Origin of the sequence: Acinetobacter soli (genome assembly GCF_000760595.1) — a bacterium.
Classification (GTDB): Bacteria; Pseudomonadota; Gammaproteobacteria; order Pseudomonadales; family Moraxellaceae; genus Acinetobacter; species Acinetobacter soli.
Genome location: NZ_BBNM01000004.1, coordinates 189,381 through 209,474, shown reverse-complemented (window position 1 = coordinate 209,474; position 20,094 = coordinate 189,381). Strand labels below are relative to the sequence as shown.

The 20,094-nt window shown below is 38.5% G+C and carries 16 protein-coding genes and 2 pseudogenes; 7 read left to right on the top strand and 11 right to left on the bottom strand.

Translation table 11 applies throughout. From position 1 onward, the window contains the following. Positions 1-3: 3 nt before the first annotated feature. Positions 4-1,023 carry an NADPH-dependent curcumin/dihydrocurcumin reductase gene (gene curA, locus Aso01_RS06905; RefSeq protein ID WP_004937149.1) on the bottom strand — a complete coding sequence of 340 codons (1,020 nt, stop codon included), beginning with the start codon at positions 1,021-1,023 and terminating at the stop codon, positions 4-6. Positions 1,024-1,431: 408 nt separating this feature from the next. Further along, positions 1,432-2,322, bottom strand: coding sequence for a DMT family transporter (locus Aso01_RS06900; protein WP_004937151.1), 891 nt, complete (start codon positions 2,320-2,322; stop codon positions 1,432-1,434). A 96-nt stretch (positions 2,323-2,418) separates the two neighbouring features. On the opposite strand from Aso01_RS06900, the gene Aso01_RS06895 reads away from it, so the two are divergent. The 5 genes and pseudogenes from Aso01_RS06895 (at position 2,419) to Aso01_RS06875 (ending at position 8,564) form a co-directional block, all read left to right on the top strand. After that, positions 2,419-2,964, top strand: coding sequence for a helix-turn-helix domain-containing protein (locus Aso01_RS06895; RefSeq protein ID WP_004937153.1), 546 nt, complete (start codon positions 2,419-2,421; stop codon positions 2,962-2,964). A gap of 293 nt (positions 2,965-3,257) precedes the next feature. Then, a pseudogene (locus tag Aso01_RS06890) lies at positions 3,258-3,617 on the top strand (hypothetical protein); the annotation flags it as partial. 48 nt (positions 3,618-3,665) lie between these two features. Next, a complete protein-coding gene (locus Aso01_RS06885; protein ID WP_169740419.1) occupies positions 3,666-4,826 on the top strand; it encodes an efflux RND transporter periplasmic adaptor subunit in 1,161 nt (386 codons plus the stop codon). A gap of 1 nt (position 4,827) precedes the next feature. Beyond that, entirely contained in the window at positions 4,828-7,932 is a 3,105-nt protein-coding gene (locus Aso01_RS06880; protein ID WP_004937156.1) for a multidrug efflux RND transporter permease subunit, read from the top strand. 86 nt (positions 7,933-8,018) lie between these two features. After that, positions 8,019-8,564, top strand: coding sequence for a GNAT family N-acetyltransferase (locus Aso01_RS06875; protein ID WP_004937158.1), 546 nt, complete (start codon positions 8,019-8,021; stop codon positions 8,562-8,564). A gap of 15 nt (positions 8,565-8,579) precedes the next feature. Here the strand turns inward: Aso01_RS06875 and adeS are convergent, their stop codons facing one another. The 4 genes and pseudogenes from adeS to Aso01_RS16020 all read right to left on the bottom strand — a co-directional run bounded on the left by adeS (position 8,580) and on the right by Aso01_RS16020 (position 12,350). After that, positions 8,580-9,671: a two-component sensor histidine kinase AdeS gene (adeS, locus tag Aso01_RS06870; protein WP_004937161.1), complete on the bottom strand. Its 1,092-nt coding sequence runs from the start codon at positions 9,669-9,671 to the stop codon at positions 8,580-8,582. Continuing rightward, the gene (gene adeR, locus Aso01_RS06865) at positions 9,661-10,422 is read right to left on the bottom strand and encodes an efflux system response regulator transcription factor AdeR (RefSeq protein WP_004937163.1); all 762 of its coding nucleotides are present in this window, start codon (positions 10,420-10,422) and stop codon (positions 9,661-9,663) included. The genes adeS and adeR overlap by 11 nt, the downstream gene beginning before the upstream one ends. Before the next feature lie 275 nt (positions 10,423-10,697). Next, positions 10,698-11,937, bottom strand: a pseudogene (gltS, locus tag Aso01_RS06860) (sodium/glutamate symporter). Positions 11,938-12,146: 209 nt separating this feature from the next. Further along, entirely contained in the window at positions 12,147-12,350 is a 204-nt protein-coding gene (locus tag Aso01_RS16020) for a hypothetical protein (RefSeq protein ID WP_004937168.1), read from the bottom strand. 404 nt (positions 12,351-12,754) lie between these two features. On the opposite strand from Aso01_RS16020, the gene Aso01_RS06850 reads away from it, so the two are divergent. Next, positions 12,755-13,552 (top strand): TerC/Alx family metal homeostasis membrane protein, encoded by a 798-nt coding sequence (locus Aso01_RS06850; protein WP_255210187.1) that lies wholly within the window; start codon positions 12,755-12,757, stop codon positions 13,550-13,552. A 131-nt stretch (positions 13,553-13,683) separates the two neighbouring features. On the opposite strand, the gene arsH is transcribed toward Aso01_RS06850, so the two are convergent. The 4 genes from arsH to Aso01_RS06830 are packed head-to-tail and all read right to left on the bottom strand — an operon-like array spanning position 13,684 to position 16,248. Further along, positions 13,684-14,388: an arsenical resistance protein ArsH gene (gene arsH, locus Aso01_RS06845; protein WP_004937174.1), complete on the bottom strand. Its 705-nt coding sequence runs from the start codon at positions 14,386-14,388 to the stop codon at positions 13,684-13,686. Positions 14,389-14,393: 5 nt separating this feature from the next. After that, positions 14,394-15,437: an ACR3 family arsenite efflux transporter gene (gene arsB / locus Aso01_RS06840; protein ID WP_004937176.1), complete on the bottom strand. Its 1,044-nt coding sequence runs from the start codon at positions 15,435-15,437 to the stop codon at positions 14,394-14,396. Positions 15,438-15,444: 7 nt separating this feature from the next. Continuing rightward, positions 15,445-15,918 carry an arsenate reductase ArsC gene (locus tag Aso01_RS06835; protein ID WP_004937178.1) on the bottom strand — a complete coding sequence of 158 codons (474 nt, stop codon included), beginning with the start codon at positions 15,916-15,918 and terminating at the stop codon, positions 15,445-15,447. 6 nt (positions 15,919-15,924) lie between these two features. Continuing rightward, positions 15,925-16,248, bottom strand: coding sequence for an ArsR/SmtB family transcription factor (locus Aso01_RS06830; protein ID WP_004937180.1), 324 nt, complete (start codon positions 16,246-16,248; stop codon positions 15,925-15,927). A gap of 432 nt (positions 16,249-16,680) precedes the next feature. Between Aso01_RS06830 and Aso01_RS06825 the strand changes: the two genes are divergently transcribed. After that, positions 16,681-18,765 (top strand): catalase, encoded by a 2,085-nt coding sequence (locus Aso01_RS06825; RefSeq protein WP_004937182.1) that lies wholly within the window; start codon positions 16,681-16,683, stop codon positions 18,763-18,765. A gap of 94 nt (positions 18,766-18,859) precedes the next feature. Here the strand turns inward: Aso01_RS06825 and Aso01_RS06820 are convergent, their stop codons facing one another. After that, complete coding sequence (locus Aso01_RS06820; protein WP_004937184.1) at positions 18,860-19,948, bottom strand: transcriptional regulator; 1,089 nt, start codon at positions 19,946-19,948, stop codon at positions 18,860-18,862. Positions 19,949-20,094: the final 146 nt, after the last annotated feature.

Genomic DNA, 20,094 nt, shown 5'->3' with positions numbered 1-20,094 from the left:
TTATTAGAGTTTGACCACGACTTTGCCAAAGTTTTCACCCTTTAACATGCCATTGAAAGCGTCAATCACGTTATCTAAACCTTGCACCATATGTTCTTTGTATTTGATTTTACCTTCTTTTAGCCACTCAGACATTTGCTGATTAAATTCAGGGTAATGGCTACCATAATCATCAAAAATAATGAAACCTTGCATGCGAATTCGTTTTTTTAATAGGGTAGAGATAAAACCAGGCAGGCGATCTGGCCCTTGTGCTTGTTCGGTCGCGTTATATTGAGCAACTACGCCACACAAAGGTACACGTGCAGCCGAGTTAAGTAATGGCCATACAGCCTCAAAGACTTTTCCGCCTACATTTTCGTAATAGATATCAATGCCATCAGGAACAGCCTGTTTTAATTTCTCTGCGAAATTTTCATCACGATGATCAATACATGCATCAAAACCGAGTTCTTCGACAGCATAACGGCATTTTTCCGCTCCGCCAGCGACACCGACCACACGACAACCTTTAAGTTTACCAATCTGTCCGACTGTTGCACCTACGGGGCCAGTGGCAGCGGCAACCACTAAGGTTTCACCTGCTTTAGGCTGACCAATGTCTAAAAGCCCCATATAAGCGGTAAAGCCAGGCATTCCTAAAATACCTAATGCCCAAGCAGGATGTTCGGGCTGCATGCCCAAACTTTGACACGCCGTGCCATCTGAGATCGCGTAAGCCTGCCAACCATTTCCAGAAAGAATCCATTCACCTTCTTTAAACTTTGAGTTTTTAGTGGCAACAACTTGACTCACTGTTCCACCAACCATTACGCCACCAATTTCGACAGGTGCCGCGTAAGAGGGAGCATCACTCATACGACCACGCATATACGGATCGAGTGATAGATAAACGGTTTTTAACAAGATTTCGCCTTGTTTAAGCTCAGGAACCGGAACTTCCTCAATTTTGAAATCACTATGTTTTGGTTCACCGACTGGTCTTGCAGCTAAAACAATACGTTGATTGGTAATATTATTCATTGATTTAACTCCATATTCTGCATAAGAAACACTTCTATACAGAAATTAGAAATATTGATTGATGACCTTAAAATTGATTGTAGGTAAGTTATGATTAAAATCAAGACGACTGGTCTATTTTTTAACAATAGAGAACATAATTGATATGAATCTATGAGTTTTGATTACGTATGAGACAGACTCTGACATTTCAAAAAGAATTTCTCTAACGACCAACTGATTCATCGTATTTGGTTTTTTCTCACAGTAGTTGATTTATTAGTATTGAAAAATGGAAGTGAAACACTTCCATTATAGTTTTACACAAAATATTTATATGAAATTCAAAAGTCTTTTGTGGTGCATTTAGATTTGTTTTGACGAACTCAAATCATTTAAATGCCTATTGCAAGAGAAATCGTCATTTCACTATCTTTTAAAAAAGTAAATCCACAATTTTTTAAACTTTAACTCACTGACTAACACGCCCAATAAAACTAAAATCCCTCCAAAAATCGATAATATTGATAGTCGCTCCCCAGCCAAACGGCCAAAAATTGCAGCCCATACAGGTTCTCCAGAATAGATAATTGCAGCTTTTGATGGATCTACCGTACGTTGTGCCCAATTCATTGCGAATTGAATTAATGCGCTCGCACATCCTAATGCACCGACAATCAGCATAAACTGCCACGAAAGATTAGGAATGTATTCCGATTGGCTAAAAGGAATTGCTACGAAACAGGCAATGGAGGCCACAACAAGCTGAATAAACGTTACCTTGCCTAAATTCACTTTACCCGCAAAGAATCCAATTAAAATAATCTCCATGGCAATTCCGATCGCACTGCATATGGTCATGATCTGTCCGTAACTTAAATCTATTTGAGACATACTATTCCCGGTAAGCAAAAGCAGACCAAAAAATGCCAGTACAACTCCGATCCAGATATTAAACGCAGGTACTTTTTTAAAAAAAAGAAAAAGCAATATCGGCACAAAAGGGACATAAAGCGCCGTGAGGAATGCCGACTCACTACTTGTGATCGTTTGCAGGCCTACCGTTTGAAATACATAAGAAAAGGCGATAACGATACCAATGAAAAAACCGGCAATCACTTCTTGACGGCTGAAATTTTTGAGCTGCTGATAAGACACCAGAAATAGAACAGCTGCCGCGATACCGAAGCGTGTACCTACAAAAAAAATTGGTGAAGTAAAGTTCAGAGCATAATGTACGGCTAAAAAAGTACCACCCCAGAGAATTGTAATGAGGATCAATACAATTTCAGGAAATTTTGAAGACGAAGTGATTGACATAGTGAAAGACCAACAGAATGTGCAATATATTGCCCATTATTGCATTAAATTATTTTTTTGTGCAATATACTGCTCAAAACATTCAATAGATAGCATATGACCAACAAGGTATTAGAGTTTGTAGGGCAGAATATTAGGCATTTCAGAGAAAAAGCCAGCTTGAGTCAGGTTGAATTGGCAAATTTAGCCGGATTAAGTAGGCGCACAGTGATAGCTCTGGAAAGTAATCAGATGAATATTAGCTTGGCTAAGCTCGATGCAATTGCATCTGCTCTTAAAATAGACTTTGTAACGCTTGTAAGTGATCACGCTCATGATCTTCCAAAATTAACGAATGTCTTGGCTTGGAAAGGCAGTCAACCAGAGAGCTATGCAACTTTAGTGGGTGCAATGCCATCAAAACATCAGACAGAAATGTGGGTATGGTGTTTGAGTACAGGGGAAAAGTATGAAGCAGAACCCGATGCCGATGGATGGCATGAAATGATATGGGTGTTGGAAGGCGAGCTTACTCTTCAAATTAACGATACAGCGCATATTTTAAAAGCAAATGAAAGTTTGGTATTTCCAAGCTCTACTCATTACACCTACATCAATTCAGGATTAAATACGGTTAAATTTATCAGGAATGTAGCGCATTAATTTCGTGAATTTTTTGACTGGAAGTATTTGTTTGGCTTTTACGAACAACGCTGATGCATTTATTGTTTATATCTTAAATATCTCTGCCATTTGAGCCTAAAATAGTCAAGATTATCCGAAAATTTAAAATTAAATAGAGATTATAAAAATTATTTAAATGCTTAAATGAGAAGCGTTAGACAGCATCAAAAATAGCGTTATCGCGTCTAAATTTTTAATGCTTAGTTTCTAAAATTAAAAACGCCCTGTAGTGATGAGCTTAATTTAGGAGTATCTCAGCATCTATTTGATACATTGTGGACCGGCAAGCACAAGCAGTGATTCCACCAAGATAAAATGCGAAGTTATCGAAAGATAAAAAGACGGGCTCGCTAAAACGCAATAAGTTGCTTCAAACAGTTAAGCGTTTAGAAAGAACTATTTGGAAGAAATAGTCAGGCTATCACTGGTGGAGTTTAGTTGAAACCAACATATATTGCATGAAATTGCTAGGGGATAAACTCAGTGCGAGAAATTTTCAAAGCCAAGTCAATAAGATTCATGCACGAGCAGCAGTATTAAATAAATTTACAGACTTAGGTAGACCACATACCCGAGTTGTAACTTTACGTATCTCTCCACACAATCTCAACACAATATTGGCAGAAATTTGAAACTAAGTTTTAACAATACCAACTGTCACTAATTTTGTTGTAGTTAAAATGAACAAACACTTTCATCTTAAGCTTTGTGTGTTGGGGATGAGTGCAGCCATGCTTATGGGTTGCAAAAAAAATGCTGAAGAAATTCAAACTGAACAGCCACCAGCGGTTGTCAGCGTTTTTACTGCACAGCAGCAACCAATTCACCTTATTGAAAATCTACCTGCACGCGTAGCAGCGTATCGGATTGCCGAAATTCGTCCACAAGTCGGAGGAATTGTGGAAAAGGTATTATTTACACAAGGTTCTGATGTCAAAACAGGTCAGTCTTTATTCAAAATTAATTCCGATATCTTGCAAGCAGATGTAGAGAGTAATCAAGCTACATTACAACGTGCTCAGGCTGAAGTGATACGTTTAAAATCGCTTCTTGGCCGTTATGAACAATTATTGTCAAGCCATGCCATTAGTCAGCAAGAATATAACAATACTGAGACAGCTTATCATCAAGCGAAAGCCGATGTTGCTCAACTAAAAGCAGCATTAACCAGACAAAAATTGAACTTAAAATATTCTACGGTCACAGCACCTATTTCTGGTCGTATCGGTCAGATTTTAGTGACGGAAGGTGCATTGGTTGGTCAAGCAGATACTAAAGCGATGGCTGTCATTCAACAGATCAGTCAAGTTTATGTCGATGTGAAACAATCTATTAGTGAATATGAGAAATTACAAGAAGCGTTACAACAAGGAACAGTATCTGATGTGCAACCTCAAGTCGTTATTTTAAATAGTCAGGGCAAGCCTTATCAGGCAAAGGGAAAATTACTGTTTTCAGATACTAATGTTGATCCTGATACCGGTGATGTCACAATCCGTATTCTCGTCAACAACAGCCAGCAAGAACTTCTACCGGGTATGTATGTGCGGGTCAATATCAATCGTGCTGTAATTGACAACGCGATTTTGATACCGGAACGAGCAATTCAACATGATATCAGTGGAAAGACCAATGTTACGGTTATCAATTCACAGGGACAGGCTATTGTTAAACCTGTTCAGTTAGGGCAGCGTTATCAAAGTAATTATGTAGTAACCAGTGGCTTGAGTGCTGGTGAAAAGGTCGTGGTTGAAGGTGCGGAACGTATACAACCGGATCAGAAATTAAAAATTAAAATCTGGCAACCATCTGTAGCTACCTCTGAAAAAGGAGCACACTAAGATGTCTCAGTTTTTCATTCGTAGACCAATTTTTGCTTGGGTGATTGCACTATTTATTATTTTATTTGGGGTATTGAGTATTCCTAAATTACCCATTGCCCGTTTTCCAAGTGTAGCACCGCCGCAAATCAGTATCACCGCAACCTATCCTGGGGCGACGCCTAAAACACTCAATGACAGTGTAGTCACATTGATTGAGCGCGAGATGTCAGGGGTTAAAAACTTACTATATTACAGTTCAACATCGGATAATTCAGGAAGTGCAACCATCACGGCCACCTTTAAGCCTGGTACAGATGTTGAACTTGCTCAAGTCGATGTACAAAACAAAATCAAAGCAATTGAATCAAGGCTGCCACAGTCGGTAAGGCAGCAAGGTTTGATGGTTGATGCTGCATCATCTGGTTTTTTGATGATTGTGGGACTTAATTCTTCAGATAATCGTTACTCTGAAGTTGATCTGAGTGATTACATGGCTCGCTTTGTGATTGAGGAGCTTAAACGGGTCAATGGCGTAGGTAAGGTTCAAAATTTTGGTGCAGAAAAGGCGATGCGTATCTGGGTCGACCCTGATCGCTTGGTTGCATATGGACTTAGTATTAAAGATGTCAATACAGCCATTCAAAATCAGAACATTCCGATTTCTCCCGGTCGAATCGGAGATTTGCCTGCATCAAAAGATCAGCAAATTACCATTCCATTAACCGCCTTAGGTCAGCTGGAAAATATCGAACAATTCAAAAATATTAGCCTCAAATCAAATAAAAATGGGGCGAATGTAAAATTATCGGATGTTGCTCGAATTGAAATTGGTGCGCAGTCTTATAATTTTGCCATTCTGGAAAATGGTAAACCTTCTACAGCTATTGCTATTCAAATGAGCCCTGGTGCCAATGCAGTGAAAACCGCTCAAGGGGTTCAAGAAAAACTCGATCAGCTCAGTGCTTCTTTGCCACAAGGTATGAAATTTTCTATTCCATACGATACAGCTCCGTTTGTAAAAGTATCGATTGAAAAAGTAATTACCACTTTGCTAGAAGCAATGGTTCTTGTCTTTATCGTGATGTTTTTATTCCTTCACAATATTCGCTATACCCTCATTCCTGCGATTGTTGCACCAATTGCCTTACTGGGAACCTTTTCAGTCATGCTGATCGCAGGGTTTTCAATTAATGTGCTGACTATGTTTGGCATGGTGCTCGCCATCGGAATTATTGTGGATGACGCGATTGTGGTGATCGAGAATGTTGAACGGATTATGGCAACAGAACACTTATCTCCTGTAGAAGCGACCTCAAAAGCCATGACCGAAATTACCAATCCCATAATCGGGATTACCTTAGTCTTGGCTGCGGTATTTTTACCGATGGCATTTGCTGCAGGCTCTGTGGGAATTATTTATCGTCAATTTACCATGACTATGTCGGTTTCTATTCTGTTTTCAGCATTCCTGGCGCTGACATTAACGCCTGCCTTATGTGCAACGCTATTAAAACCTATTCATGCACATCAAGAGAAAAAAGGATTTTTTGGCTGGTTTGATCGAAATTTCGAAAAACTGAATAATCAATACGAAAAAGTACTGTTTCGAGTCACCCGGCACCTTTTACCTGCGATGTTCATTTTTGTTGGCATTGTGGCTGTACTGATCTTCAGTTTTAAAATGGTGCCAACGGCATTTATGCCAGAGGAAGATCAAGGCTGGTTTATGACTTCCATTCAGTTGCCGGCAGATGCCACTCAGCAGCGCACTCTTAAAGTGGTTAATGAATTTCAGCAATTTCTTAATCATGAAAAAGGCATTAAAGATAATATGGCGATTTTAGGATTTGGATTTAGCGGTTCAGGTCAAAATACTGCCATGTTTTTTACCAATCTGACCGATTTTAAAGAGCGAACGATCACTGCACAGAAAGTTGTGAATAATGCCAATATGGCCATGACCGATAGCTCAGAAGGGCAAACAATGTCTGTTTTACCTCCTGCGATCGATGAGTTAGGAACATCGTCTGGTTTTACTTTGCGTTTACTAGATAAAGGCAACATTGGTATGGATGCTTTGATCAAAGCACAAAATCAGCTCATTACACTTGCTACGCAAAATAAAAAACTTACTGGCGTATATGCTGAAGGTCTACCGGAGGGGAGTACGGTACAACTAAAAATTGATCGTGAAAAATTACAGGCATTAGGTGTCAACTTTAGCGATGTCACGGATATTATTTCGACTTCTATGGGGTCTATGTATATCAATGACTTCCCCAATCAGGATCGTATGCAGCAAGTGATTGTACAGCTAGATGCCAAATCTAGAATGAGTATTGAAGATATTGGTAAAATTAAAGTGAATAGCCAGAGTGGTAAATTGGTATCGATGGCTGAAGTGATCACACCAGTCTGGCAGCATGCCCCTCAGCAGTTCAACCGTTACAATGGTCGACCGTCTTTAAGTATTACGGGGAGTCCCGCAACAGGATTTTCTTCTGGGCAAGCGATGCTTGAAATGGAACGTCTCATTACGCAACTGCCTAAAGGTGTCGGTTATGAGTGGACGGGAATTTCTCTCGAAGAAAGACAGTCTGAAGCACAGACCACATTCTTATTGATCTTATCGATGCTGGTGGTGTTTTTGGTCTTGGCTGCACTGTACGAAAGCTGGTCAATTCCTTTATCGGTGATGTTGGTGGTTCCTCTTGGCATGGTCGGGGCGTTTATCGCGGTGATGGTACGAGGCATGCCCAATGACATTTTCTTCAAAGTGGGTTTGATAACCATTATTGGTCTATCTGCAAAAAATGCGATTTTGATTGTTGAGTTTGCCAAAACATTAAGACAAGAGGGTATGAGCTTGGTTGAGGCAACCGTCGCCGCAGCAAAACTAAGATTACGTCCTATTTTAATGACATCTCTTGCATTTACCTGTGGTGTAATTCCCTTGGTAATCGCAACAGGTGCTAGTTCGGAAACGCAAAAAGCCATTGGTACAGGCGTGTTTGGCGGTATGATCAGCGCCACCATTCTGGCAGTCTTTTTTGTTCCTGTGTTCTTTATTTTCGTGATGAACATTGTAGAAAAATTCTCTCAACGAAAACATTCTCACAAGTAGTTCATGTCCAATATAGTCATGAGATAAGGCGTGTCCGCTTTATCTCATTGGATAATGTTGTTGAGTATTCATATGAGGTTGATGTAATGCAAGTAAGAATTGAAGCATCACGATTGATTTTGCGAGCATTTGAAATTGAAGACGCAAGTGATTTGCTAGCTTATCTTTCTCAGCCGAAAGTAAATTGTTTTATTGACGAACAAATTTTAAAGATTGAACAAGCGATTGAAAAAATAAAAACAAGACAGCAGAGTAAAGATTATCTTGCAGTTCAGTTAAAACAAACCAATCAGGTCATTGGGGAGCTATTTTTTATTCATGAAGAACCAGATACCTACTCTGTAGGATGGAACTTCAATACAGCTTTTCATGGCCAAGGCTTTGCCTATGAGAGTGCTGATGCATTCTTAGATCATCTTTTCAAGCAGCTCAATGCACGAAGAATCTACGCTTATGTCGAGGAAGATAATCATGCTTCACAAAAACTGTGTGAACGGTTAGGTATGCGTAAAGAAGGATGTTTTGTCGAATATATTTCTTTTGTTCAGTATGAAGATGGAACGCCAAAATACGAAAATACTCTCCAATACGCTATATTGAAAAAAGAGTGGTTAGATAAAACTAGAGTTTGAGAACTCTATTTGGCGCTATGACTTTTTCAAGAGAATGGTAAAACAGCTACCACCTAAATCTGTTGATGTCGTATAGGTGATTTGTCCTTGATGTGCCTCAATAATGGCGTAAATCACTGCAAGCCCCAGACCAGTTCCACCTTCCGAGCGTGATCGAGATTCTTCTAAACGATAGAAGGGTTTGAATAAGTGTTCGAGGTGCTGCTCATCGATACCTGGGCCTTGATCTTCAAGCATCAAAATCCAATGGTCTTGGGTTGTTTTGGTTGTAATGGAAAGTTTGCCAGCGTCCGCATAACGTGAAGCATTAGAAAATAAGGCAATCAACACCTGTTCCATACGTGTTACATCACATCGCGCTGTTTCATGGGTCAAATTAAAAACTACATGCAATCCTTTGTGTTCAAAGCGATCTTGAAACATTTGAAAGCACTTAAAAATACTGTTCTGAAGGTTTGTTTCTTGGATATCTAAACGAAATTGTTGGTTTTCAACCAAAGTCAGCGTACGTAAATCTTCAACCAAGTAAGATAATCCTTCTACTTGACTGAGCAAGCTTTGATGTAACTGCTGATCTGCTTCAAAAACACCATCGACTATTCCTTGTAATCGACCCTGTAAAATAGTGATCGGGGTGCGAAGTTCATGTGCAATTGCCGCATTCCAAAGAGTAGAGTTTTTGACTGAGATCTCGAGCTGATTGGCCATGGCATTAAAATTCTGGATTAATGACATAAGTTCATGTGGAATGTGTGCTTGTTGCTGTTCAATTCTTAATGAAAGATTTCCTTGCTGGATTTGTTTTACGACATTGGCCAGTGCATTGATGGGCTGAGTGTAACGTTTAGCGTATCTGAAAGCTAAAAAAGTGGATAGCAAAAAGCCCGTCAACACGACCAAAAAAGTCCACAGATAGTCTACTGAAGTAAAAGAAAAATTATCAGGGCAAGCGTTCTTGAGATCGAGTAAACCTTTTTCTGTTGCCCAGCCATAAACCAAATAACCTAAACCAAAAGAGAAAATAGTTATTCCCAGATTCAGTACGCTCATCATAATCAGTAGTTGAGCGCTAATACCAATCGAATTTTTATTCAGTTTAGTTCTCATGATTTTGATCTAATCGGTAGCCTACACCACGTAAATTGATGAAATATCCCAAAGCGCGTTTTTGTTCAAGCTTTTTCCGTAAGTTACTGATATGGCTGTCTACGGTACGATCAAGTGTCGTTTTTTCGGGCATGCACTTCTCAATTAATTCAGTCCGGGTAAATACCTTATTCGGACTTTGCAACATCAACTTTAGAATATTAAATTCAGTCAGCGTGAGATTCAGCATTTGCTTTTGATCATGTTGAAGGACATACGCCAAATGTTGTTCAAGATCAATTTCAATGGATTTATAGTTCAGATATTTCTTTTGTTGCTGCTGTAAGGTACTGCGCCGTAATACGGCTTCTACTCGAGCAATCACTTCATTCGGATTAAAGGGTTTCACCACAAAGTCATCGGCACCCATTTTTAATGCCATGATTTTATTATCGAAATCGTCCATAGCGGTGAGCATAATCACAGGAATATTGCTGTACTGTCTTAAAACGGTTAATACTTCCCAACCATTTTTTTTTGGCAGTTTAATATCTAAGATCACGAGATCAATAGCATGGACTTTTAATAATTCTAGTGCCTGTTGACCTTGTATAGCACGGATTACATGCATATTTTCTTTTTTTAAATATCTTTCAAGAATATCACCAATGTCAAAGTCATCTTCGACTACAAGAATGGTTTTATTGGATAAATCACAGGAATGATAGGATGTGTTCAAGGGAATAACGAAGCGTACTAAAATTAAGGTCATGAATGTTTTTTAAAGTATAGTGATTTTATAAAAATGTCTAATCGGATAGCGGATATTTTTATTAGTTTTAATGGCCATCTAACAACTTTTAAGCGTTCTTGATGAACGTTAATGAAATAGAAATAAAAGCACTGAATTTGAGATTTAATTGAATCGCTAAGACCTATAACTTGGATATAAGTAAAGAATGATCTATGAAAAACGTCTAATGTATAAGATAGAATTAGATAACTTAGATCAAAAACTTGATCAGATATGCTCTGATCAAGTTCACTTTAACCAATAAACTTCAAGATTAACTGAATGACTGTTGCATTGATAAGGTCCACAAAAATGCGTCGCAGAGTGGAACAATCAAAAAGGCTTTATGCGACGGACCATACATATTGGTAATTGCTTGCATATTAGCAACGGAAGTTGGTGTTGCACCCATTGCTAAACCACAATGACCTGCTGACAGCACCGCAGCATCGTAATTTTTTCCCATAACTCGGAATGTTACAAAGGCTGCATACAGTGGAATCGTTAATGTTTGCGCACCCAAGATCACAACCAGTGAGCCAGCTAAATCAGTTCATTGCCATAATTGCAGTGATAATAGCGCCATTGCTAAATATAACGACAATGAGGCATTACCAAATACATCTACTGCACGATCAAAAATTCTGACCTTAAAACGCCTTCTAGAGCATTTCTAAGAATCACGCCACCTGCCAATGTCCAGACAAATGTGGGAAGTTCAAACCAAGAACCTTTACTAAATCCAGTCATAAAATCTGCAAATGCTAGACAAGCTGCAAACATCCCCAGTGTGGTAATGGCATTATCGGCAGTAATTAAGCGTACTTGATGAGGATATTCAAATTGAGTAAATTTAATTGGACTTGATTCAGATCGTGGTGTTGTATCACGTTGTGTGATTTGCTCACCGGTACTTGGTTGTGCCAATTGATAGCGGTTAATCAATATCTTAGCTAATGGACCGCCGATGATTCCTCCAATAATCAAACCAAAGGTTGCACTGGCCATACCTAAAGCTAATGCACCTTGAATACCATGTTCAACTTCTAAGATTTCTCCCCATGCACCTGCAGTACCATGGCCACCAGTTAATGTAATTGAACCAGCAATCAAACCTATAAGGGGATCAATTCCTAATAATGTAGCTAAACCTATTCCCACAAAATCTTGTAGAATGATAAAAGAAGCAACACACACTAAGAAAACCACTAAACCCATTCCACCTTCACGCAATTTCGAAAAGTTTGCGCTCAAACCAATTGATGCGAAGAAAATGAGCATAAAACTTGTTTGTAATTCATTACTTATCGTGATGCTTAGCCCCCAAATATTATGCAAAAACATAGATATAATAGCGGCAACCAGACCACCCGCTACAGGTTCAGGAATGTTATAACGATTTAAGAACTTGATTTTGTTGACTAGAAATCGCCCTAATAAGAGAACGATTACAGCTGATATAAGGGTATAAAATGCATTAAATGTTATTTCCATTTCTACCGTCCATATTATTTGGATTCTGTTAATTTCATTATTATGATATTCGGTTATATAGTCTAAAGATTAGGTAAATGCAAAAATACAATAAATGTAATACAGTAAAATCAATGAGATAATTAGTTTTGATCAGATTCAAAGCTTCAGCTAGACCAGACATAAAGAAAAAGCTTTATGCTTTGAGGAGTTCAGATAAATGTGATGTCTTAAATTTTATCTTTTAGGAGTAGTCCAATTTCTAATCTGGAATAGCCACGTTCCTTAAGGATCAGAACAATAGCTTGCCTATAGTCATCAGAAATAGACGTCTTATATTTACTTATTAGCTCTAATTCAGTATCAAGTTGAAGGTCACTTTTTAAGATCAGGACATTCGTAGAAATTTTATTGAATAAATTTAGATTAAACATGTGGGCGTGCTCTATGTAGGCATTGCAGCGGCCCGACTGCAACAATTACCTGCCTTAGCATTGCTAGACACCCACCAATAATCATTACAAATAAAAAGTAGATCTGCAAGTATTTACTCATATCGCTAGGATTGAGTTTACCCGAAGAGGCTAAATACAATATTAGGCTTGACAAATAATGAGCAATTTCAGCATATTATTCTGAATAAATACAAACATAAGTAGAGAAAATAAATGGATATTCTGTTTTCAGAATTTTTAGATAAACCGGTGTGGATGTGGTTATTTTTCATTGTCATCGTTCTTGTCTTACTTGTTCTAGACCTAGGGGTGTTACACCGTAATGTTAGAGAGATTGGTGTGAAAGAAAGTTTGGTCTTTCAGCATTTTATATCACTCTAGGTTTGTTGTTTGGTGCATGGGTCTGGTGGTATATCGGTCCCACGGCAGGACTCAACTACGTTACTGGCTTTGTTATTGAGAAATCACTGGCGATAGATAACATATTTGTCATTGCCATGATCTTTACCTATTTCTCTATCCCTAGAATTTATCAGCACCGGGTTTTATTTTGGGGAATCATCGGCGTTATCATTCTCAGAGCCATAATGATTGGCTTAGGCGCAACCTTAGTGAGCCAGTTTTCTTGTGTACTTTATATCTTTGCTGGCTTTCTCATTTTGACCGGAATAAAAATGTGGCTGAGTGTCGATAAACAGTATGAAGTTGGAAATTCACCGATCTTAAACTTTATCAAAAAGCGCTTTAGAGTGACAGATCAACTTCATGCAGAAAAGTTTTGGGTTAAACAAACCGATCCAAAAACAAATAAATTAGCATGGTTCATGACTCCACTATTTTTGGCCTTAATCATGATCGAGTTTGTAGATTTGATTTTTGCAATTGATAGTGTACCTGCAATTTTTGCGATCACCACTGATCCTTTTATTGTGTATACGTCTAATATCTTTGCCATATTAGGCTTAAGAGCGCTGTACTTTGCTTTGTCGGCTATGGTAGATCGCTTCCACTATTTGAAATACGCTTTAGCTGTATTACTGGTTTTTATTGGTTCAAAGATCTTTATCGCAGTTGGCCTGGATATTGCTAAAATTCCTCCAGCACTATCACTTTCCATTACCTTTGCCATTTTATTTATCGGTATCATGTATTCATTATGGAAAACCAAGAGAAGTGAATGAGGATCGATTTTATTTGAATATCCAAAATTAAATAGAGATTATAGAAATTATTTAAATGCTTAAATGGGAAGCTATCAACATCATTAAAAATGGTGTATAGCTTCCAAATTTTTAATGCTCTGTTTCTAAAATTAAATATTTTTCTGATTGACTCGTTTCGACAGCTCTTCCGCAGTTTCAACACGTTCAGAATAACGATCTGTTAAATATGCGGACTGTCCTCGAGTTAAAAGGGTAAATTTATACAACTCTTCCATAACATCGACAATTCGAGAGTAATAAGATGAAGGTTTCATACGTCCTGACTCATCAAATTCTAAAAATGCTTTTGGAATAGAAGACTGATTTGGGATCGTGATCATACGCATCCACCGACCCAGAATTCGCAATTGATTGACTGCATTAAATGACTGTGAGCCACCACAAACTTGCATCACTGCAAGAGTTTTGCCTTGAGTTGCACGGATAGCGCCAGCTGCTAACGGAATCCAATCGATCTGCGCTTTTAAAATCGAACTCATAGCGCCATGTCGCTCGGGTGAGCACCATACCATTCCCTCAGACCAAGCTAAAAGCTCATGCAATTCTTTAACTTTGGGATGTGCAGCATCGCTGTCTTCGGGTAAAGGAAGTTCTTTGGGATGAAAAATTTTTACCTCAGCACCGAAGTGCTCAAGAATACGTCCTGCTTCCAACACTGCCAATCGACTGTATGAACGTTCTCGATTTGAGCCATAAAGCAAAAGTATACGTGGTGGATGGTCCAGTGCTTTGGCTTGTACTTTTTCTAAAGTTGGTTGGTCGAGAAGATTTATATCTATATTTGGGAGAGACATCGAAATTACACCTCAGGTTTGAAAAACTTCTTTTTAAGCCATAAAGATATGCTGACCAATGCGATCAATACGGGAACTTCAACCAAAGGTCCGATCACTGTCGTGAATGCCACAGGAGAAGCTAAACCAAAAGTTGCGATTGCCACAGCTAGCGCTAATTCAAAATTATTTCCCGCAGCGGTAAATGAAATTGCGGTGGTTTTAGAGTAGTCATTTCCCATCCATTTACTCATAAAGAAGCTAATAAAGAACATCACAATAAAATAAATCGTCAAAGGGATCGCGATGCGTAATACATCCAGAGGTAAGCTCACCACCTCGTTTCCTTTGAGGCTAAACATCGCCACAATCGTAAACAATAAAGCAAGCAAACTGAGCGGGCTGATCTTGGGCAAAAAGACTTGTTGATACCAAACTAAACCTTTGGCTCGAACCAATATGAATCGGGTGATAAAACCGAGTAAGAACGGAATTCCTAAATAAACCAATACCGCATGAGTAATCGTCCAGAAATTAACATCAATAACTTGACCTGCAACACCAAAATAAGGAGGTAAAAAAGTGAGAAACAGCCAAGCATACGTACTAAAAAATAGAATCTGAAAGATACTGTTGAAAGCCACCAATGCGGCAACATATTGATTATCGCCACAGGCCAGACCATTCCAAACCAGAACCATCGCAATACATCTTGCTAAACCAATCAGGATCAAACCCGTCATGTATTCAGGGTAGCTCTGCAAAAAGATAATCGCCAAAGCAAACATCAAAACAGGCGCAATAATCCAATTTTGCACCAACGACAGTGTTAAGGTTTTTTTATCTTTAAATACTTGCGGTAAAGCAGCATAGTCCACTTTGGCAAGCGGTGGATACATCATTAAAATCAGTCCCAACGCAATTGGAATATTGACTGAGTCAACGCTCATTTTATCCAAAGAAACAGAGACCTGCGGGAAGAAAACGCCAATACCGATTCCTACAGCCATGGCAATAAAAATCCATAGCGTAAGATTACGATCTAGAAAAGACAGTCTTTGTCGAGCCATGATGTTCTCATTCAATATTTGAGATCTGATTAATCGCTGCGATCAATTCAGTACGCGTCATATTTGCGCTATCTAGTGCAAACAAAGCATCCAAACGACGATGAATATGTTTAACCGTCACTTGGAATGCTTGTAGTTTTTCTTCTTTAGGCAAATCTAAATGTGAAGGATCAGCCAAGCCCCAATGTGCTTTAATCGCTGTACCTAAATACAGTGGACAAGGTTCTTGCGCTGCTGAATCACAGACTGTGATCACAACATCTGGCTGGTATTGCTCGCAGTCATCAATGGTTTTACTCCATAATCCATCAGTTGAAAGACCCATATTTTCTAGGGTTTCGATAGTGAGAGGGTGAACCTGTCCTGATGGTTGGCTGCCTGCACTATAGGCTGTCCAGCCTGCTGGAGCCCGATGATTGAACAGCACTTCAGAAAGGATACTGCGGCAACTGTTTCCGGTGCATAAAAACAAGAATTTCATTCGTGCTTACTCGCAATGAGTTGGGATGGATGATTGTGCATTGGCTAGATTGATAGAGTGATCAGACAGATTTGACAGGATATTCAGAATATCCTTGGCCCATTCTGGAAGGTTCGGATTTAAGCGGTAATACACCCATTGTCCTTGTCTTTGATCCAGTAAAATGGAAAGGTTGCGAAGCAGGGCTAAATGTCTGGAAATTTTGGGTTGACTGAGTTGTAAATGTTCTGTCAGTTCACACACGCAGACATTGTGCCGAGCCAAAATCAACTTAAGAATATCGAGTCGAGTCGGATCGGAAAGACACTTGAAGAAATCAGATTGATTCATACGTTGTCGCTTATATATTTGATATTTCGAATATACGCATATGCATATGTGAATGCAATATTTTTTAGCATTTTATGGAGTAAAAATTGAATAAATTTGAATGATCAATGTGAATAAAACTTAAATAAAGCTAATTTTAAAAAGACTGAACTGATTGCAAATATATTTTGACTTCAAACTTCGTCAATTTCAGGGAAGCTCCGCTAATAGCTTAAACAAGCAAAATTATAATCTCCATATTTATTTCCTAGCAGACTGATACGGCAATCAATGAGTAAGATGGTGAGTACATATAGCATTTAGATTGTTGCTTTAACGTTATCAAACCGTATCATATGCAAAAAAGTACTTAATTCTCAGATACTATCTTGAAGTCTATAAATATCATTCACAGTTTTTGCATTTTTAAAAATACGAACTAGGAAAAATACAATGAGCAGAAAATCCAATAAGGACAATGCCAAGATCACACAATTCGAAAATGAAAGTTATGTCGATCCTAAAGGGAAGACACTCACGAGTTCACTGGGTGTTCCTGTATCCGATAATCAAAATAGTTTAAAAATTGGCGATCGTGGACCAACGTTACTGGAAGACTTTCTGCTACGAGATAAATTAATTCATTTTGATCGTGAACGTATACCAGAGCGAGTTGTTCATGCTCGTGGCTTTGGTGCACATGGTTATTTTGAAGCGTATGAAGGAAATGAGAAATGGACGAAGGCTCAGTTTCTTACAGATACAACTCACCCGACACCAATCTTTACCCGTATTTCAACGGTACAAGGTGGACGTGGATCAGCAGATGTCGTCCGAGATGTACGTGGATTCTCAATTAAATTTTACACGCAAGAAGGCAACTATGATTTAGTTGGGAATAATATTCCGGTATTTTTCATTCAAGATGCGATCAAATTTCCTGATTTTGTTCATGCTGTTAAACCTGAAGATCCAAACGAAGTTCCTACAGGGCAATCTGCACACGATACGTTTTGGGATTTTGTTTCTTTAAATACTGAAACCGCGCATATGACGACTTGGGTCATGTCTGACCGAGCTATTCCTCGTAACTTACGTTCTATCCAAGGCTTTGGTGTACATACATTCAGATTGATTAATGCGCAAGGCAAAGCGCATTTGGTTAAATTTCATTGGACACCAAAACAAGGCGTCGCTCAGGTTGTTTGGGATGAAGCATTGAAGCTAAATGGTAAAGATCCAGATTTTCATCGCCGTGATTTGTGGGATGCAATTGAAAATGGAAATTATCCAGAATGGGAACTAGGAGCCCAAATTTTCACTGAGGAAGAGGCTGCTCAGTGGGATTTTGATGTATTAGATCCGACAAAACTTGTGCCTGAAGAGCTAGTACCGGTAACGCCATTAGGTAAATTCGTACTTAACCGTAATACAGATGATTTCTTTGCTGAAACAGAGCAGGTTGCATTTAGTCCTGCAAACATTGTTTCAGGAATCGATTTCAGTAATGATCCTTTACTTCAAGGGCGTTTATTTAGCTATACAGATACGCATCTCCACCGATTAGGCACAGCCAATTTCAATCAGATTCCAATCAATAAACCTGTATGTCCATTTCATACTAACCGACGTGGAGGTTTTGCCAACCATGAAGTTTACAAAGGAAAGGCAAATTATGAGCCAAATTCAGTAGATGAAAATTGGCCACGTGAAGCTGAACAAGAAAAAGGTGCGTTTAGCTCTTATCCAGAACCTGTAGAAGCAAGCAAATTGCGTGTGCGTCCTGAAAGTTTTGCTGATCATTTTTCTCAAGCTACGCTTCATTACAGCAGCTTAAAAAAACATGAACAACAGCATATAAAAGATGCTTATGCATTTGAATTATCAAAAGTACAAGATGAAGCAATTCGTCAGCGAGTTATCGATCGAGTTCTAGTGAATATTCATAAAGATCTTGCCACATATGTTGCAAATGAACTCGGCTTAAAGCCATTAATGCAACCTGAAACAGATCAGCAAAGTCAGGTGAAAATTTCTGAAAAACTGAGTATTGATGCTTTTAAAGCACCGGATATTAAACAACGAAAAATCGCAATCTTGGTACATAATGGCGCAAATGCTAGTTCGGTAGATGCAGTCAAAGCATGGGCTGAAGGTGAAAATGCTGTTGCGGAAGTTCTTGCTCCAAGTGCAGCTCCCGTTAAATCTAAAGATGGCAAAGAGATTGCAGTTGATGGTCGCCAAAATGGAGAACCATCTGTCACTTATGATGCTATTGTTGTGATTGATGGAGATAATTTAGATACTTTTAAAGCCGATGGCGTAGCAAAATATTATGTTTTAGAGACTTACAAGCATCTGAAACCCATCTATTTGCTTGACGATAAAAAGTCACTTCTCGATTATTTTGGTATCCATCAAGATGATGCTATTTTCATTAGTGAGTCTTTTAAAGATCAACAGGATAAATTTAAATTAGCCATACAGAATCACAGACTTTGGTCTCGAGAAGATGTAATAGCAAGCGTTCCAGTATAAATGTAGGAAAAAGTCTAGAACTCATTATTGATTCTAGACTTTTTTGGTTCTCATCACATTGTAGGTCGTAATGATCTCAATTAACTCAATCTGCTTAAACAAATTTTGAAAAACGATCGTAATAAATACTATCTTTGGGGATCAGTTCAAGCAAACGTTGCACGGCATCGACTCGCTCTGGTAAATAACCGATAATTTTTAGTAGTTGATCTATATCCTGTAGTTGATAAATTAAATAGCTTAAACGAGCATCAAAACTTTCTCTCCATGCACAAAGATAAGGACTTTCAGTTTTAGATAGAAAACTTCCTTTATATAAAGAAAAAGTGCTCGCTAAAAATCCGGCACTTAAAGAATGTTCAGCTTTTAAAAAATCACATTCAACTTCACAAGTTAATTTATATACTCGGGAATCAATGCAGTTAGGCAACAGATTACGTAATTGAGATAATTCTGATTTAAGCGTTTTGACACTAACGTCTCGATCGCCATACAAAGCATAGTGTAGCTCATCCAAACTGATACCTTTTGGACGTAGAACCAGAATGCATAAAATTTCAATTTGGCGATGAGTTAACACTAGGGGAGTTTGATTAAATATAATTCTTGGTGTTCCTAATGCATGAATATATAAAATATTTTTTTGTTGAGTTAACAGCGATTGACGTACTAAGTCGGCACAACGCTCAACAGCTAAAACTCCCAAAGGCGTGTGTTTTTTATACTTGGTCGATAAATTAATAACACCGTGAAAATGATTAGATACTGGATCAATAATAGGGGCTGCATAGCACACCCAGTCTCGTACACTATTCATCTGATTTTCATGAGAATGTACACAACTCGAACGATGGCTATTGAGCGCCATACCGATGGCATTTTTACCCACAGCTTGAGTAGACCAGTGACCACCTTCAATAAAATTGACTTGTTCTGCAGACGATAACATCGTTCGACTACTCCAGGTCCACAGTAATGTACCTTGATGGTCAGTTAAGCCTATTGCCATTTCGGAGTCATAGGCGATTTTTGACAGTTCATCACAGGTTTGGTGTATAGATCGATCAAATATAGAATTATGTTCTTCATCACGCAAAAGAAGAATCGGGGCTGCATTTACATCAATCTGATTAACTAAATGTGTTGTTTGTAAAGCTGAATTTATTTTTTCCAAATCATTCATTCCATATTCCTTTATGGTTGAGCAACGTATTCGCTTGAGTAAAGCTATTTATTATTCCGACACCGCCTATATCAACACTCTATTGGGTTAATTGATTTGCAGACATTTAATTCCATATGAAAAACTCTAATAGGAAAGAATTCTTT

Excerpts from the sequence above, each read along its gene's own strand:
- adeS (WP_004937161.1), bottom strand. The coding sequence starts at position 9,671 with ATGAGAACTAAACTGAATAAAAATTCGATTGGTATTAGCGCTCAACTA.
- Aso01_RS06895 (WP_004937153.1), top strand. The coding sequence starts at position 2,419 with ATGACCAACAAGGTATTAGAGTTTGTAGGGCAGAATATTAGGCATTTC.
- Aso01_RS06820 (WP_004937184.1), bottom strand. The coding sequence starts at position 19,948 with ATGAATGATTTGGAAAAAATAAATTCAGCTTTACAAACAACACATTTA.
- Aso01_RS06835 (WP_004937178.1), bottom strand. The coding sequence starts at position 15,918 with ATGAAATTCTTGTTTTTATGCACCGGAAACAGTTGCCGCAGTATCCTT.
- Aso01_RS16020 (WP_004937168.1), bottom strand. The coding sequence starts at position 12,350 with ATGTTTAATCTAAATTTATTCAATAAAATTTCTACGAATGTCCTGATC.
- Aso01_RS06880 (WP_004937156.1), top strand. The coding sequence starts at position 4,828 with ATGTCTCAGTTTTTCATTCGTAGACCAATTTTTGCTTGGGTGATTGCA.
- Aso01_RS06900 (WP_004937151.1), bottom strand. The coding sequence starts at position 2,322 with ATGTCAATCACTTCGTCTTCAAAATTTCCTGAAATTGTATTGATCCTC.
- curA (WP_004937149.1), bottom strand. The coding sequence starts at position 1,023 with ATGAATAATATTACCAATCAACGTATTGTTTTAGCTGCAAGACCAGTC.
- Aso01_RS06825 (WP_004937182.1), top strand. The coding sequence starts at position 16,681 with ATGAGCAGAAAATCCAATAAGGACAATGCCAAGATCACACAATTCGAA.
- adeR (WP_004937163.1), bottom strand. The coding sequence starts at position 10,422 with ATGACCTTAATTTTAGTACGCTTCGTTATTCCCTTGAACACATCCTAT.
- arsH (WP_004937174.1), bottom strand. The coding sequence starts at position 14,388 with ATGTCTCTCCCAAATATAGATATAAATCTTCTCGACCAACCAACTTTA.
- arsB (WP_004937176.1), bottom strand. The coding sequence starts at position 15,437 with ATGGCTCGACAAAGACTGTCTTTTCTAGATCGTAATCTTACGCTATGG.
- Aso01_RS06830 (WP_004937180.1), bottom strand. The coding sequence starts at position 16,248 with ATGAATCAATCTGATTTCTTCAAGTGTCTTTCCGATCCGACTCGACTC.
- Aso01_RS06885 (WP_169740419.1), top strand. The coding sequence starts at position 3,666 with ATGAACAAACACTTTCATCTTAAGCTTTGTGTGTTGGGGATGAGTGCA.
- Aso01_RS06875 (WP_004937158.1), top strand. The coding sequence starts at position 8,019 with ATGCAAGTAAGAATTGAAGCATCACGATTGATTTTGCGAGCATTTGAA.